13 protein-coding genes and 1 pseudogene are annotated in these 13,599 nt (G+C 55.4%); 8 read left to right on the forward strand and 6 right to left on the reverse strand.

Going from position 1 to position 13,599, the window contains the following annotated elements; genetic code table 11:
* The first annotated feature begins 10 nt into the window (after window positions 1-10).
* From AW06_RS09175 to AW06_RS09200, 6 genes are all read left to right on the forward strand, one after another.
* The gene (locus AW06_RS09175) at window positions 11-1,249 is read left to right on the forward strand and encodes a type II secretion system F family protein (protein WP_034949003.1); all 1,239 of its coding nucleotides are present in this window, start codon (window positions 11-13) and stop codon (window positions 1,247-1,249) included.
* The gene (locus tag AW06_RS09180; protein WP_034949005.1) at window positions 1,249-2,109 is read left to right on the forward strand and encodes an A24 family peptidase; all 861 of its coding nucleotides are present in this window, start codon (window positions 1,249-1,251) and stop codon (window positions 2,107-2,109) included. Before AW06_RS09175 ends, AW06_RS09180 begins: the two co-directional genes overlap by 1 nt.
* A 61-nt stretch (window positions 2,110-2,170) precedes the next feature.
* Window positions 2,171-3,181, forward strand: a complete 1,011-nt coding sequence (locus AW06_RS09185; RefSeq protein WP_034949007.1) for a glycosyltransferase family 2 protein — start codon at window positions 2,171-2,173, stop codon at window positions 3,179-3,181.
* A complete protein-coding gene (locus AW06_RS09190) occupies window positions 3,153-3,878 on the forward strand; it encodes a class I SAM-dependent methyltransferase (protein WP_034949009.1) in 726 nt (241 codons plus the stop codon). Before AW06_RS09185 ends, AW06_RS09190 begins: the two co-directional genes overlap by 29 nt.
* Window positions 3,878-4,219: an EamA family transporter gene (locus tag AW06_RS09195; protein WP_034949011.1), complete on the forward strand. Its 342-nt coding sequence runs from the start codon at window positions 3,878-3,880 to the stop codon at window positions 4,217-4,219. The genes AW06_RS09190 and AW06_RS09195 overlap by 1 nt, the downstream gene beginning before the upstream one ends.
* Complete coding sequence (locus AW06_RS09200) at window positions 4,216-6,009, forward strand: DUF2142 domain-containing protein (protein WP_273704547.1); 1,794 nt, start codon at window positions 4,216-4,218, stop codon at window positions 6,007-6,009. The genes AW06_RS09195 and AW06_RS09200 overlap by 4 nt, the downstream gene beginning before the upstream one ends.
* A 422-nt stretch (window positions 6,010-6,431) precedes the next feature.
* Here the strand turns inward: AW06_RS09200 and AW06_RS09205 are convergent, their stop codons facing one another.
* The 3 genes from AW06_RS09205 to AW06_RS09215 form a co-directional block, all read right to left on the reverse strand.
* Window positions 6,432-6,848, reverse strand: a complete 417-nt coding sequence (locus tag AW06_RS09205; protein WP_273704548.1) for a hypothetical protein — start codon at window positions 6,846-6,848, stop codon at window positions 6,432-6,434.
* Between the two features lie 17 nt (window positions 6,849-6,865).
* Entirely contained in the window at window positions 6,866-7,456 is a 591-nt protein-coding gene (locus tag AW06_RS09210; protein ID WP_034949013.1) for a class I SAM-dependent methyltransferase, read from the reverse strand.
* A 147-nt stretch (window positions 7,457-7,603) separates the two neighbouring features.
* Window positions 7,604-8,611, reverse strand: coding sequence for a c-type cytochrome (locus AW06_RS09215; RefSeq protein ID WP_273704549.1), 1,008 nt, complete (start codon window positions 8,609-8,611; stop codon window positions 7,604-7,606).
* A gap of 204 nt (window positions 8,612-8,815) precedes the next feature.
* Here AW06_RS09215 and AW06_RS09220 point away from each other — a divergent pair.
* Window positions 8,816-9,575 (forward strand): annotated as a pseudogene (locus AW06_RS09220) (IS110 family transposase); the annotation flags it as partial.
* A 12-nt stretch (window positions 9,576-9,587) separates the two neighbouring features.
* On the opposite strand, the gene AW06_RS20285 reads toward AW06_RS09220, so the two are convergent.
* Window positions 9,588-10,353, reverse strand: a protein-coding gene (locus AW06_RS20285) for an IS5 family transposase (RefSeq protein ID WP_273704550.1) whose coding sequence is annotated in 2 segments (ribosomal slippage) — window positions 9,588-9,698 and window positions 9,700-10,353 — 765 coding nt in all. Because the reading frame shifts where the segments join, the coding sequence is not laid out codon by codon here.
* 196 nt (window positions 10,354-10,549) lie between these two features.
* On the opposite strand from AW06_RS20285, the gene AW06_RS09230 reads away from it, so the two are divergent.
* Window positions 10,550-10,771, forward strand: coding sequence for a DUF433 domain-containing protein (locus AW06_RS09230; protein ID WP_034949018.1), 222 nt, complete (start codon window positions 10,550-10,552; stop codon window positions 10,769-10,771).
* A gap of 370 nt (window positions 10,772-11,141) precedes the next feature.
* Here AW06_RS09230 and AW06_RS09235 read toward each other — a convergent pair whose 3' ends face one another.
* Together AW06_RS09235 and AW06_RS09240 are read right to left on the reverse strand one after the other, a co-directional pair.
* Window positions 11,142-11,993, reverse strand: a complete 852-nt coding sequence (locus AW06_RS09235; protein ID WP_273704551.1) for a hypothetical protein — start codon at window positions 11,991-11,993, stop codon at window positions 11,142-11,144.
* Window positions 11,994-12,091: 98 nt separating this feature from the next.
* The gene (locus AW06_RS09240) at window positions 12,092-13,042 is read right to left on the reverse strand and encodes a hypothetical protein (protein WP_273704552.1); all 951 of its coding nucleotides are present in this window, start codon (window positions 13,040-13,042) and stop codon (window positions 12,092-12,094) included.
* Window positions 13,043-13,599: the final 557 nt, after the last annotated feature.

Raw genomic sequence — 13,599 nt, forward strand, 5'->3', positions numbered from 1 at the left:
AGAGGTAGCCATGGCGACCGCAGCAAAACCCACCAGGAAGATCGGGACGGAAGTCAAGGAACATGTATTTCTCTGGGAGGGGAAAAACAGGCTCGGCAAAGTCGTTCGTGGAGAACAACGCGCTTCCAGTCAGACCGTGGTTCAGGCGACTCTGCGGCGGCAGGGGATTCTGGTCAGCAAGATATCTCGGCAACGCTTCAAGGGCGGGCAGAAGATCTCCGAGAAGGATATCACGCTGTTTACCCGCCAGCTGGCGACGATGATGAGAGCCGGGGTGCCCCTGCTCCAGACTTTCGAGATCGTCGGTCGGGGCCACGATAATCCGTCAGTCGGCAAGCTGCTGCTGGATATCAAGTCGGATGTCGAAACCGGTAGTTCGCTCTCGCAAGCCTTCCGGAAGTATCCCCTGCAATTCGATCCTTTGTACTGCAACCTGGTGGCTGCCGGAGAGCAGGCGGGTATTCTCGAAACCTTGCTTGATCGACTCGCCACCTACAAGGAAAAAATGCTCGCCATCAAGGCGAAAATCAAGTCCGCCCTGTTCTATCCGGTGGCCATCATTTTCGTCGCCTTCATTATTACGGTCGTGATCATGATCTTCGTGATTCCCGCTTTCAAGGAGGTCTTCAAGAGTTTCGGTGCCGACCTCCCGGCGCCCACGCTGATGGTGATCGCCATGTCGGATTTTGTCATTGCCTGGTGGTGGGCGATCTTCGGGGGCATCGGCGGCTCGATCTTTGCATTTTTTTACACATTGAAGCGATCGGAAATGATGCAGATCGCTTTCGACCGCATGTTCCTGCGCCTCCCTCTTTTTGGTGAAATCATTCGCAAGTCGGTCATCGCCCGCTGGACGCGCACGCTGGCAACCATGTTCGCGGCGGGCGTTCCGCTGGTCGAATCGCTCGACTCGGTCGGCGGTGCTGCCGGCAACTATGTCTACAAGGTGGCGACCAGGAAGATCCAGAGCGAGGTGAGTATCGGTACCAGTCTCACCTCGGCAATGCAGAGCAGCGAACTCTTTCCGAACATGGTGAATCAGATGGTGGCGATTGGCGAGGAATCCGGCGCACTTGATTCAATGCTCAGCAAGGTCGCCGATTTCTTTGAAGCAGAGGTGGACGACGCGGTCGAGGCGCTATCCAGCCTCATGGAACCGATGATCATGGTCGTTCTTGGGGTATTGATCGGCGGGATGGTGATCGCCATGTATCTGCCAATCTTCAAACTCGGGGCAGTAGTCGGATAATGCTTTCCGCATTGACTGCCGAACTGGAACCGACACTGTTCATTTTCATCTCTGGCATCCTTGGTTTGCTGGTCGGCAGTTTTCTCAATGTCGTCATTCATCGTTTGCCAATAATGATGGAGTGCGAATGGCGCCTCCATTGCGCAGAACTCAGGGGTGAAAAGCCTGCAGACAGAGAAGTGTTCTCGCTGGTCAGGCCAGGCTCGCGTTGCCCGGCCTGTGGGCATGCGATTACTGCCCTTGAGAATGTTCCGGTCCTGAGCTGGCTATTCCTGCGTGGTCGCTGTTCAGCTTGTCATGCGCCGATATCCTTGCGTTACCCGCTGGTCGAGATGGCCAGCAGCCTGTTGTGTGCTTTTGCCGCATTTCATTTCGGCTATGGTTGGGCTGCGGCCGGTGCGATGCTGCTGATTTGGAGCCTGCTCGCACTGACCGGTATCGATCTGGATAGCCAGTTATTGCCGGACTCGATTACTCTTCCCTTGCTCTGGACTGGCTTGCTGTTCAATCTGTTCGCTACCTTCGTCGACCTGCCATCGGCAGTGATCGGTGCGGCCGCTGGTTATCTCTCGCTGTGGTTGGTGTACTGGACTTTCAAGCTGACAACCGGCAAGGAAGGCATGGGTTACGGTGATTTCAAGCTGCTTGCAGCGCTGGGTGCCTGGCTCGGATGGCAAATGCTGCCGTTGACCATTCTGCTCTCGTCACTGCTTGGGGCCGTGGTCGGCATCACCCTGATCGTGGTAACCAAACGTGGCCGAAGCGTACCGATTCCCTTCGGCCCGTATCTGGCAGTAGCGGGGATGCTGGCACTGTTTTGCGGGAAACCTCTGACTCGGGCCTACATTGGTTTCCTGTAGCCGTCCAACGAAATCCTCTCCATTTGGCAGGAAAGATTTCGCCACAAGTGGGTGAACTCATATGGCGCTTATCAACGCCAGAATTGCAGTGGTGATACCCTGTTACAGGGTAGTGAACAACGTACTTGGCGTAATCAGCGCAATTGGTCCAGAGGTCAGCCGAATCTATGTGGTCGATGATTGCTGTCCTGATGGATCCGGTGATTTCGTGGAAAAGAACTGCAATGATGAGCGTGTTGTAGTCATACATCACCATGAAAATCAAGGTGTGGGTGGCGCAGTAATCACAGGTTACCTGGCGGCAATTGATGATGGCATGGAGGTGATCGTCAAGCTGGATGGTGATGGCCAGATGGACCCAGGATTGATGCCCGGATTTATTTCTCCGATCCTGGAGGGCGAAGCCGATTACACCAAGGGAAATCGCTTTTATTATCTCGAAGAACTTGGGGCAATGCCGAAGATGCGCCTGATTGGTAACGCAGCCCTATCCTTCCTGAGCAAGATTTCGACCGGGTACTGGGATTTGTTTGACCCGACCAATGGTTATACCGCGATCCATCGGGATGTCGCTCGGCAATTGCCATTGGATAAAATAAGCCGCCGTTATTTTTTTGAAAGCGACATGCTATTCAGGCTCAATACATTGCATGCCGTAGTTGTGGATATACCGATGAACGCCAGATATGGGAATGAAGTGAGCAATCTCAAGATCTCCAGGGTCATTGGCGAGTTTCTCGTCAAGCATTTCAGAAATTTTCTGAAAAGAATTTTTTATAGCTATTATCTAAGAGGCATGTCGATTGCCTCGATTGAACTTCCACTTGGGGTAGCCATGTTTCTGTTTGGAGGTTTTTTTGGCGCTTGTCAATGGATGTCCTCCATCAACTCGGGTCTGGCTGCTTCCGCAGGGACCGTAATGCTTTCGGCCTTGCCGGTGATCGTCGGTTTGCAATTGATCCTGGCCTTCCTGAGTTACGACATCAGATCGGTTCCGAGCAAGCCAATTCATCTAAAAAGAAGAAATTTTCATTTTCGAGCCAATGAAAATGGATACAAAGATGCAGTGTGAAGATAAGGAATGGATTGAATACCGGGAAAGATTCTCAACAGTCTATGACGATGCAAACTATTCGAGCCCACTCCAGTCATCGGTCATGCGAGCCAGTCACAGGCTCGTAGAAAAGGCATTCGATGAGCAGACATATTTTGGTCGCATTCTCGAGGTTGGTGCAGGAACTGGCGAACACCTTCACTTCGTTCGCCACAGATTTGATGAGTACATCCTTTCTGATCAGGATCGGAAGACCCTGGAAGTAGCCATGAATAAATTTTCCGGAATGCATGCAGGAAAATTGCGCTACGCAACGCAGACAGGCAGCCATCTGGATTATGCAGATAATACTTTTGACAGGCTACTGGCCACCCATGTCCTGGAACACATTTACCAGCCACACCTCGCGCTCAAAGAATGGCTCAGGGTTCTCAAGCCTGGCGGTGTCCTGTCGATCCTGATTCCTACCGATCCCGGACTGGCGTGGCGCTTGGGAAGGCATTTGGGGCCGCGCAAGCAAGCGATGGCGAAGGGAATTCCGTACGACTATATCATGGCCAGAGAGCATGTAAACTCCTGCCACAACCTGGTTGCGCTTTTACGTCATTATTTCAATGATGCCAAGGAAGCATGGTGGCCATTTCCGGTTCCATCGATCGATCTGAATTTATTCTTCGCATTTCATGCAATCGCCAACAAGCGGACATGCGGGTAATGACGGTATATGTGATTGCGCTCCTTTGCGTCGTGGGCCTGGCGATTGGACAAATCCTGTTCAAGGTGAGCGCTGCCGAAATAACGGCCAGCGGCTCCATTTTTTCACCGAAAGCGGCCATCGCACTGCTTGCTGCCATGTGTATCTATGGAGTTACTTCTGTCGTTTGGGTCTGGATTTTACAGAAAGTAGAACTCGGGAGAGTCTATCCACTGATGGCGCTCGCCTTCATCCTGGTCCCGATTGGCAGCCACTTTGTTTTTGGCGAGCGCTTTCAGGCTCAATATTTCATTGGGGTTGCCCTGATCATGATTGGGATCATTGTTGCGGTCAGGGCATGAGAATCATCAACAATGGCATGTGCCATTTCTCTGCGCATGCCGGATGGCCGCTGTTTCCAGTCCTGGTATTTCTGGCATGTTTTTTATTATCCGCGATCATCCCGCCATTCCAGTCGCCGGACGAGTTTGATCATGTCAAACGCGCTTATTTTCTGACGAGAGGCCAGGTCATTCTCGATACGCCCACAGGAAAATCGTCGGGCGGCATGATGGATACCGGTCTGGCAGCCTACATGAACGCCTATGGCCGTCTGCCGTTTGATCCGGATAGAAAACTTTCGGCCGCCGAACTCGATGAAGCAAATAACATCCGCTGGACGGGGGACCAGGAGTTCAGTCCTGCTCCGGGTACCGGATATTATTTCCCACTGATTTATGTCCCGCAGGCCACGGGTCTGATCATCGGAGAGATGCTGGGCCTTTCGGTAAATGGGTCCTATCGACTGGCGCGATTTGTCGTTCTGGCGTCCGCTTCCTTGATCCTGAGCATTGCTTTCATGATTCATCGCCCGTCTCCTCTGGCGGCCGCACTGCTCGTTCTGCCGATGAGTTTCTTTCAGCTCTCTTCGGCTAGTCTGGATGGCATATCGACTGCTGGAGCGATCCTGATCATTTCCGTATTCATGCGGATGGCCATTGATAAGGAATTAACAAAACCATGGTTATTGTATGTTCTGACCGCCAGCGTGATCGTTGTCGTGTCATGCAGAATACATTTGTTGCCATTGGTGCTTCTGATTTTTGGTACCGTGTTTTTTACCAGAAGGAAGAGTGGCCTGATTGCTGGCGGCATAGCCTCGATCTCCATTATGCTGTGGCTGACGGTCGCTTTTAAGACCACGATTGATATCAGAGTCGTCACAGGCTTCCCTGTTTCAGGAATAATTCAGCATTATCTGCTGAACCCTCTTTCTTTTGTCAGGGTGCTGCTGGCAACGCTCGCCGATGAGGAACTGTTGAGATTCTATGGGCAATCCTTCCTGGGTATTCTCGGTTGGCTGGATGCTCCTTTCCCGGAGGATGTTTACACCGGCCTCTATGCCCTTGTTGTCCTGACAGCCCTCTTTTCTACCTCATTCAAACACATCGAGGAGGAATGGCCGGCAAGATTGCTGTTGGTGTGTTGTGCGCTCGGCGCATCTTTACTGGTTTTCTTTGCGTTGCTCGTGTCCTGGAGTGTACACCCGGCAAGCATCATTAAAGGAGTACAAGGTCGTTATTTCATGGTTCCCGCCCTGCTCGTTGCCTATGCGCTTGAGGGAGGTAGCCGGGCCGAATCGCGTCTTTTTATCGGCCCGCTCTTGCTGGCCGCCTTGTTTTTGTTCTCTGCATTTAACACCACCAGTTTGTTGCTGATGAGATATTATCTTTCCGCCGAACAGCCCGAGATGGCGAAGTTTGAGATGCGAGCCAGCCTGCCTGCGACAAGCGGTGGATCATTGGCGTTGAGCCTTGATCAAAAACAAATGTATGGGCCATCTGCGCTGAAACGCATCGCTATCATGTTCGGTACCTTTAGGCGAAAGAATCCGGGTCTGGCCGAGTTGAGACTGCGCACCGGCGAGGGCGAGGTCCTGGTGATTCCCTTTGACTTATCCGATCTTGTTGATAATCAGTACAAGTGGTTTGATCTTGATCCTCGGCCATATATCTCGGGAGAAATTGTCTTTTTGTCTGGTGGTGGTATTAGCCTTTGGCAGGTTCATCGCGAGGGGGGGCCTGTGACTTCCTGCTTAATCTACGAAGCCAGTAATGGGGGCAAACGATACACGAGGGGTTGCCCCCGCTGACAAGAGTAGCTTGTTTAGTCGGCCCTGCAAAATTTTCGCAGCCCAGCAACACCACTCCCGGCGCGCGAGGCGCATGCCGCCGCTGCTCCTCGTCCTCTGAAATCGCCGCCAGCAGCTCTACCAAGCCGCGTGCAACGCCAATCCCGCTCGATGGAGCGGCCATACTCGCAACTGGACTCCTGCCGGCTGCGTCACTCTCAACCCCGACCGGAATCCTGCCAAACCGGACCCTTCGACCAGTGGAAAAAGTGTGCCAATGGCAGCATGAGTTCACGCGACAACTATCTTGACATTCACCGCCGAAGCGAAGGCTGTGCTCGGGCATGTAGTGTGCGGCCTAACGACCCGAGTTCGGCGACGGCGGCCACGAGGCGCGCCGATTGCAACTGCGATGGCCCGCTGCCGTTCGCTACAGCGCATGGCTAGGCGGCACGGTCGTCATCTCTCAATCTGTGAACGAACTCGACCAGGCTCGTCCAGTGTCGCTCGGTCGCGTAGAGCATCGGCCCACGCGTAAGCGGAAACCACGACCAAAATCTCGTGCGTCGTGGTCGCTCACGCAGGTTGCAGACAATCTGCGAGCACAACCACTCCTCGTCGAATCCTGCCCACTCTCCGGCAACAGTGAGCAAATTGGGTGAGACAACTGGTGCAACCTCGACAAGATAAACCTGCCGCAACTCCTGGATAGTGAGGCCAGAGTCCGCCATGACACGAGCGATGCGCTCCAGGTCCTCGGTAGCCAGCTCGGTGTCTAGCCAAAGCTCGGAGAGGACCACCCACACTGGTCTGCGCTTTTTTATCTGCTGCTCATCAAGCATCGAAAACAACAGAGACATAGTGCCGGCTAGACAGGCTATGGAGAAACCTGAGTAGCCAAAAACTCACCATTTCCGACCGGCACAGTACATGTGGTGAAGTCGGCATCTGCTGAAACCGTTTCGACAAAGGGCCCCATCTCGGCAGAATGGGATGTGGCATTATCGACGACAAGAAGTCCTCCCTTCCGAAGAACTCGCTTGATGTCGGGCCACCATCCCAGATACTCAGAGCGCTCGGAATCGAGAAAAACAACATCGAAGCTCGATTCGGAAGCGCCCCTAAGCATGGCACCGGCTTCACCCTTAACCTGGGTAATGAACGGAGCAAGGCCGGATCGCTCGAAGTTCTTCGCTGCGAGGGAAAGCTTGAAATCAGATAGCTCAACGGTGGTAACGTGTCCTTTCACCGCCCTGGCTGCAAAGGCTAGCCAAAGGGTTGAGTAACCGTTAGACGTTCCTATCTCAAGGACACGTTGAGCATTCATGGAACGCACCAGCACCGAAAGAAATTCTCCAGTGTCTCGGGTAATGTTAAGCATCCGCTGAGGCCGATCGGCAATGGTGGCATCGTTGCTCAAGCCAAACTGTTCGAGTTCAACAAGCAGTTTCTGTAGCGATTCTGTCACGTTACTCTCCTGAGGCCCAATTCTCGCAATAACCCGCCGAGCGGGGCGGGCGCAGCACGCTTCGCGAAAACGGGTTCATTGCGGGGTTGGGCGTCGTCACGTCGACTACGCCCCTCGAGATTGCCATAGGTCCCGCGACGCGAATCTTCACGGGGCCAGCGACGCCAGATATGCCGCAAGGGCCACCATGTCTTCGACGGCCAACTTCTCAACAGTGGGCCTCATAAGGGGGCTCAGACTACCCGCACGCGCGCCTTGCTTGAAGTCATAGAGCTGCCGGACCAGGTAACTGGGCGACCGGCCGGCAATTGAAGGTATTGGTCCAACGCCTTTGAGGTCAGAGCCGTGACACGTCGCGCACGGGACGGTCGTGCCGCTACCACCCGTCTTCGCCAAGGCTTCCCCTCTGCCGATACTACCAGTCGGGACATACGCGATGAATGGAGAACGTGCATCACGAAGTTCAAATCGCTCCGCATCTGCCGGTACCTCGACGATACGCAGTCCGATCGGCTCTTTGTCGACAGATTTCAAAGCGACATAGTGATTTCGATTCAGACGGACCATCGGCACAAGATCAGTTTCAACCACCTTGATCAGTGCCTTAGGCTTCAACCGAGAAAAATATTCGGCTGCGGACTGTACCTCTGCATCGGTGAGCGCCTTCGCGTTTTGCAGCATCAAATTTACTGGGCCTCTCGCTGGGCCTGACGCTTTCCTCGCTCCACTCTTGAAGTTCGCGACCTGCTGCACGATGTAGGGAGCTGGCAAACCCGCGAGGCTCGCGTTTTCAGGCCCACCCGTTCCCTCCGCGCGGTGACAGGACCCACAGGCACGCACTTCGGGCTTTCTACCTCGCGCCACAATTTCGGGCATGGGAGGATGGTCATCCGGGTGCCAGTCGGGTGCGAAATACAGGTCTTGCGCCTGTGCCATTGAGAAAGTAGCCGAACTGCCTGGGACACTCCGCGGCACATGATCGCCGGGAGGCAACTTCACCTTCGGATCCCAGGGATAGGCCCACATTGGAAACGACGCGTCCGATGCTGCGGGATCGTCCGATACATCGCTGCGACCTTGTGCAAGCGCTGGCAATGCTGTCAGGAACATCGTGACGAACATTGCGCCTATATGGATTACCTTGCCGCTCCTCATTCGGGGCTCCCTTTGCGAAGGTTTCACAGTCGAATGCTACGCAGGGCCAAGATGTCGGGTTATCGTGGCTACCATGCCGATGACGCCGAACGAATGAAAGGGACTTCCCCGTCCCGAGGGTGCGGTGGAAGCCGCGAGCGGCAACGAAGTGCCGAAATGGAGCGGGTAGCGTCAGCCATTTCAAAACCACGAAAGGGGAAGTCCATGCGCATCGTAACGGTTGGCATTGATCTTGCCAAGAATGTGTTTGCCGTCTATGGCGTCGATGAGAACGGCAAGGCCGTTCTCGTCAAACCGAAGGTTCCTCGCGACAAATTGCTGGAGCTGGTGGCGCAATTGCCGCCGTGCGTGACCGGGATGGAAGCGCGTTCGGGCGCGCACCACTGGGCACGGCAATTCCGCCAGTTCGGCCACACGGTGAAGTTGATGGCGTCGAAGTTTGTCGCCCCCTACCGGATGAGCGGCAAGCGTGGCCAGCACGACGCCGCCGATGCCGCCGCCACCTGTGAAGCCGTCCGGCGACCACACAGGCGCTTCGTCCCGGTCAAGGAAGATCCCCGCGGATCATCTGGGGTCTGCACCGCACGCGGCAGGGCTTTGTCGAGGAACGCACGGCCACCTACAATCGGCTGCGCGGGCTGATCGCCGAACTCGGCATCGTCCTGCCACAGAAGGTCGCCTGCCTTCGTCGCCAGATCGGCGCCCATCTCGAAGGCCTGTGCCGGGCCATTCCAGGCAGTGTGTCGGCGATCTGCTGGCGCACGCCGGCCCACTCGACCAGAGGATCGAAGAATACGACCGGCTCATCGCCCAAGCGGCATGCGAAGACGCGCGCAGCAGGCGCCTGATGACGCTGCAGGGCCTCGCTCCGGTGACCGCCGGCGCGCTTCTGAGCAGTATCGGCAACGGGCATGACTTCCAGAACGGTCGCCAGGTCGCCGCCTGGATCGGCCTGACCCCGGGCTAGGGCGTGTCATCAATTGAGCCAGACGAGGGAGGCCGCCCAATGAATGGCGCCGAGGAAATTGCGAGCAGTTTTGTCGTAACGGGTGGCGATGGCACGGAACTGCTTGAGCTTGGCGAAAAAAGTTTTCGATCAGATGGCGCGCCAAATACAGGTGCCTGTCCAAGGGGCGCTGGATCAGGTAGGTGCGGCGTGAAGGGATCACGATCGGTTTGCCCGCGTTTTCCAACGGCTCAATCAGCCGCTTTTGCGCGTCATCGGCTTGCTCCGCCAGGACGGCATCCGCCGGGGAGTTCGGCAGCCAGACATCGGCGCCGACGAAGTCGTGGGTTTGGCCGGGGGGGAGGGGAAACCCGGCCGGATTGCCCAGAGCGTCCACCGTGGCGTGGATCTTCGTGCTCAGTCCACCGCGGCGACGTCCGATGGCCTGGCCTACTTCAGGCCCCTTCCTGAGGGCACCGGCACGGTGCGGGTGAGCACGAACGAGGGAAGAATCCATCCTGACCCACTCGTTGTCCGCCTCTTCCGCCCATCCGCTAAACACGCGCTTCCACACCCCCGACTGGCTCCCGCGAGAGAACCGGAGGTGCACCACGCGGAAATCCCCGAAACGTTCGGGCAGGGCGCGCCACGGGATGCCGGTTCGATATCGGTACCGCACGGCTTCCACAAACAGGCGCTTGTCTGCGGCAGTGACCCCCACGTGCTCAGCACGTCCAGGCAGCCGATCCTGGATGCGGTCCCATGGGTCGTCTCTCAGTGCGTGTCGCTGTTTCATCGCTCCATCCTTCGCCGGCTCGGCAGCGCTCAACGCGGATGACCCAGCAATTGATGACACGCCCTAGCTTCCTCGCGCCACTCATCCTCCAGGAAGCCACGAGCGAAACAGTCAGGGCCTCCGTCGCCACACTGTCGCCACGGCAACTCTGCATCAGCGGGTATCAGCAGCGCCCATCGGTGCTACGATTGCGGTCATGATCGACTGGTCTACCTGTCCTGCAGTGGAGCGAGACCCGGCACGCTTCAGCGGTGCATGGCTCTTCCGTGGCACTCGAGTGCCGGTAGCCGCTCTGTTCGAGAATCTTGAGGACGGCGCTTCAGTCCCCCAATTTGTCGAGTGGTTCCCCGGGGTCAGCATGGAGCAAGCGCGTACCGTGCTCGAACATGCAGCGCGAAGCGCGTTGGCGGTTGCGTGAATGCGAGTCTTGTTCGACCAAGGAACGCCTGCACCGCTACGGCATTCGCTCACCGAGCACTTGGTCGAAACAGCCTTTGAGCTGGGCTGGGCGAAGTTGAAGAACGGCGAGCTCATCCGACGCTTTGTCTGATTATTCCCCACGGGTTCGTTGAGAAGATTCGCGATTGCAATCCATAGCGACGGGTCGTTCTGACTACAGGATGGAATGAAAAAGGGATAGGACGCCCTTTGACAGTCAGCACTGTGCCGACTCTAGCTGCTGCGATGCGTGTCATTGGATGCTCATCGTATAACGTGGAGCTGACCGGCGCTGCGCGGCTTTATCGCGCAGCGTCCAGCGATCGAAGGGAGCGCGGTCGAGCGCAGGGTTATGGCTCATCGTAGTAACCCTCCCACCAGGAGCTTGTGTCAACGCAAAGAGTGTCTTCGATGGCCTCCAATTCGGCTGGATCTTCCACGTGACTTTGCAGTTCGCAACTGAAAGGAAAAGAGTCATTTCCCGTGGCACCTTCCCCACGGCGTAGGTCGCTGTTGGAACCCCATTGAAGTTCTACTCCGATGGTGCCAGATGCACGCAGGTGAATAAATTCGCTGCCAACCTTTGTGACGGTTACCTCTTCCATATCGATCTCATCGACGCAATGGTGTGTCGCCAACTCATCAATCGCGCCGATGGTTTCGCCAATTGCGAGTGCCACGACCTCATCGTGAATCTGGGCTTCTAGCGCTCGAGCTAACTGAGCACGGCAGTCGTTCGCAAGCCCAAGAACGCTAGACAACGAATCAATAGCAAGCGCAGCTTCTGCGGAAGCGCGAGATGCATCAATACCAAACGTACCTTCGTTCACGTGCGTGTACATATTTAGTTTGTTGATCGCGCTGATGAGCTCCTTTTTCTCCTCCAATACATCAATCTCTAGGGTGCCGGTTACGTAGTCACTTGGTAAACCGCCCTGCAGAACGTAGGTTATAGCGTGAGCGCGGGTGATGCCGGTTCTGGATGTTGGGTCGGGTACATACCAAGTGCAGGCTTTTATTTCAGCATCCGGGGCCAGATCGCTCAATACGTGCCGAACAAGTTCGCGATATCCAGAACAAAAGTTGTTGAAGGAAAGAGGGTTGGACGTGTCCTCCAAACTCTTGATAGAAGCAGCAAGCAACTTCTTTTGAAACTCGCTGCTCAATTGAGCGCTCAGATAGTTCGCGAACTCGTTAAGCATGGAGACTGACCGGTGAGGCATAACGTTTGACATGGGAGGCGGCGCAAGGGCGCAGCCCTTGTGACGTCCTCTCGATGGAAGGGTTAGAAGTCAGGCGCTCAATACTCGTTGTTGTCGTCATCGAACCCAGGATGCTCGTCCTCAGGCGCGTAGTACTCAGCGGCTTCGTAGGTTGAAGTTGACTTGTACGTTGCTCCGAGGCCGCTGGCACTTAGTTGCGACAGACCAGCAATCTTCAACTGGCAAGCGATGCACTCAAATTTGGAGGGCAAGTACTCTTGCGCTTCGATGATTAGGTCCCCGTCCAGCTTGCGAATTGGGCCTGAAATCGGGCCACCAGTGACAAGTGCCTCGCTGCCGCACGAGGGACATATAACCCGATGACCAGCCTGCCGAGTTGCCCAGGCTGATGCCTTCTTCTTAAGGCTTTCCTTTTCGGCTGAGTCTTTCGTTTCCCATACGGTCTTGTGTGCCGAAATGGCTTTCGCGACTGCTTTGGCGGACTCGTCTTTAGATGCTGCAATCAACTGGACGGCAATCTGAGACTCTTCGTCTCCGAGCAGGACATCAAGTTCTTCGCCGATCGAAGCCAGAAGCACTGTGCATGTCTCGTAGAACTTTGCCAACCAGCTCGTGCTTAGACCGTCGAAAGGTGTACCTCCTGCATGAAGCTCTTCGTTTCTAAGGCTAATGTGCTTGGCTGCGAAGCCCTCGAGTTCAGAGGTAAATGCTGGGTTGATGTCGCGCAGTCGCGAAAAGACTTCGCTTATATCTATCGACTTTGGGATGTACTTGGGTGTATTCGGCGTGTGACCGAGAGAAAAGTACAAATTGCTCCAACTCTTTGGGTCAGCAAGAAGAGCTGGGCTGGTGTTCGCGAGCGATGCACGAGCCAAGAATTCGAGTACGAATGTCGATGTGAGGCCGAAGCGCCAGTCGTCCCTGGAGTGCGACAGCATTTCTTCTGCGTATCGCTGAGCCTTTGCTAGAAGCGCTTCTGTAGACCACGGGTGAATGATCTTCTTTGCCTTGGGAGGCTTTGTGCTCATGAGAGAGTCCTTAGATATGCTCGATCAATGTGACGCATCCTGGCAGCAGTGCCGACGGATGCTCGTCCGTGAAGACAGCGCCAGTTGTCAACGATCAATGTGTCGCCTCGCTCTAACAGCAGCACTTCTGACGCAACTGAGCTTGTTAGGAAATCCTTGACCTTTTCGAAACCGGAAGCCGATCTGCTGGTCGCCGCTTTGAGATAGATGCTGTCCCACCGGATTTGAAAACGGTCTGTTAGCCCAACTCGTTCAAGTAGCTGAAGCAGTTGTTTTCCATTTCGCATGGGTCGTCGTGGTTGCACTAGGAGCGAGCGCAAGAACTTAGGGCCGAAATGCTGAACTAGGAGCTGCCCGTCGAGGATGCGAGTAGGAACGAGGCTTGTGCCTGTTACGCATCTAAGCGCGAGGAACTGCGGAGGAGTTGCCCAATGGGCCAAGTCGGTGTGCAGGGGAAACTCTTCAACCCCAAAGTTTCCACTGTATGTATTTGGGAGGGACTCGATCCGATGGCGCGGCACCAGCTGCTGTACGGTGTTTAGGTGATCTCCGCAAAT

This window comes from Candidatus Accumulibacter cognatus, from assembly GCF_000584975.1.
Taxonomy (GTDB): Bacteria; Pseudomonadota; Gammaproteobacteria; order Burkholderiales; family Rhodocyclaceae; genus Accumulibacter; species Accumulibacter cognatus.

Coding starts and splice junctions, on each gene's coding strand:
- AW06_RS09175 (WP_034949003.1), top strand. CDS start 11: ATGGCGACCGCAGCAAAACCCACCAGGAAGATCGGGACGGAAGTCAAG.
- AW06_RS09180 (WP_034949005.1), top strand. CDS start 1,249: ATGCTTTCCGCATTGACTGCCGAACTGGAACCGACACTGTTCATTTTC.
- AW06_RS09185 (WP_034949007.1), top strand. CDS start 2,171: ATGGCGCTTATCAACGCCAGAATTGCAGTGGTGATACCCTGTTACAGG.
- AW06_RS09190 (WP_034949009.1), top strand. CDS start 3,153: ATGAAAATGGATACAAAGATGCAGTGTGAAGATAAGGAATGGATTGAA.
- AW06_RS09195 (WP_034949011.1), top strand. CDS start 3,878: ATGACGGTATATGTGATTGCGCTCCTTTGCGTCGTGGGCCTGGCGATT.
- AW06_RS09200 (WP_273704547.1), top strand. CDS start 4,216: ATGAGAATCATCAACAATGGCATGTGCCATTTCTCTGCGCATGCCGGA.
- AW06_RS09205 (WP_273704548.1), bottom strand. CDS start 6,848: ATGTCTCTGTTGTTTTCGATGCTTGATGAGCAGCAGATAAAAAAGCGC.
- AW06_RS09215 (WP_273704549.1), bottom strand. CDS start 8,611: ATGAGGAGCGGCAAGGTAATCCATATAGGCGCAATGTTCGTCACGATG.
- AW06_RS09230 (WP_034949018.1), top strand. CDS start 10,550: ATGATCGACTGGTCTACCTGTCCTGCAGTGGAGCGAGACCCGGCACGC.
- AW06_RS09235 (WP_273704551.1), bottom strand. CDS start 11,993: ATGCTTAACGAGTTCGCGAACTATCTGAGCGCTCAATTGAGCAGCGAG.
- AW06_RS09240 (WP_273704552.1), bottom strand. CDS start 13,042: ATGAGCACAAAGCCTCCCAAGGCAAAGAAGATCATTCACCCGTGGTCT.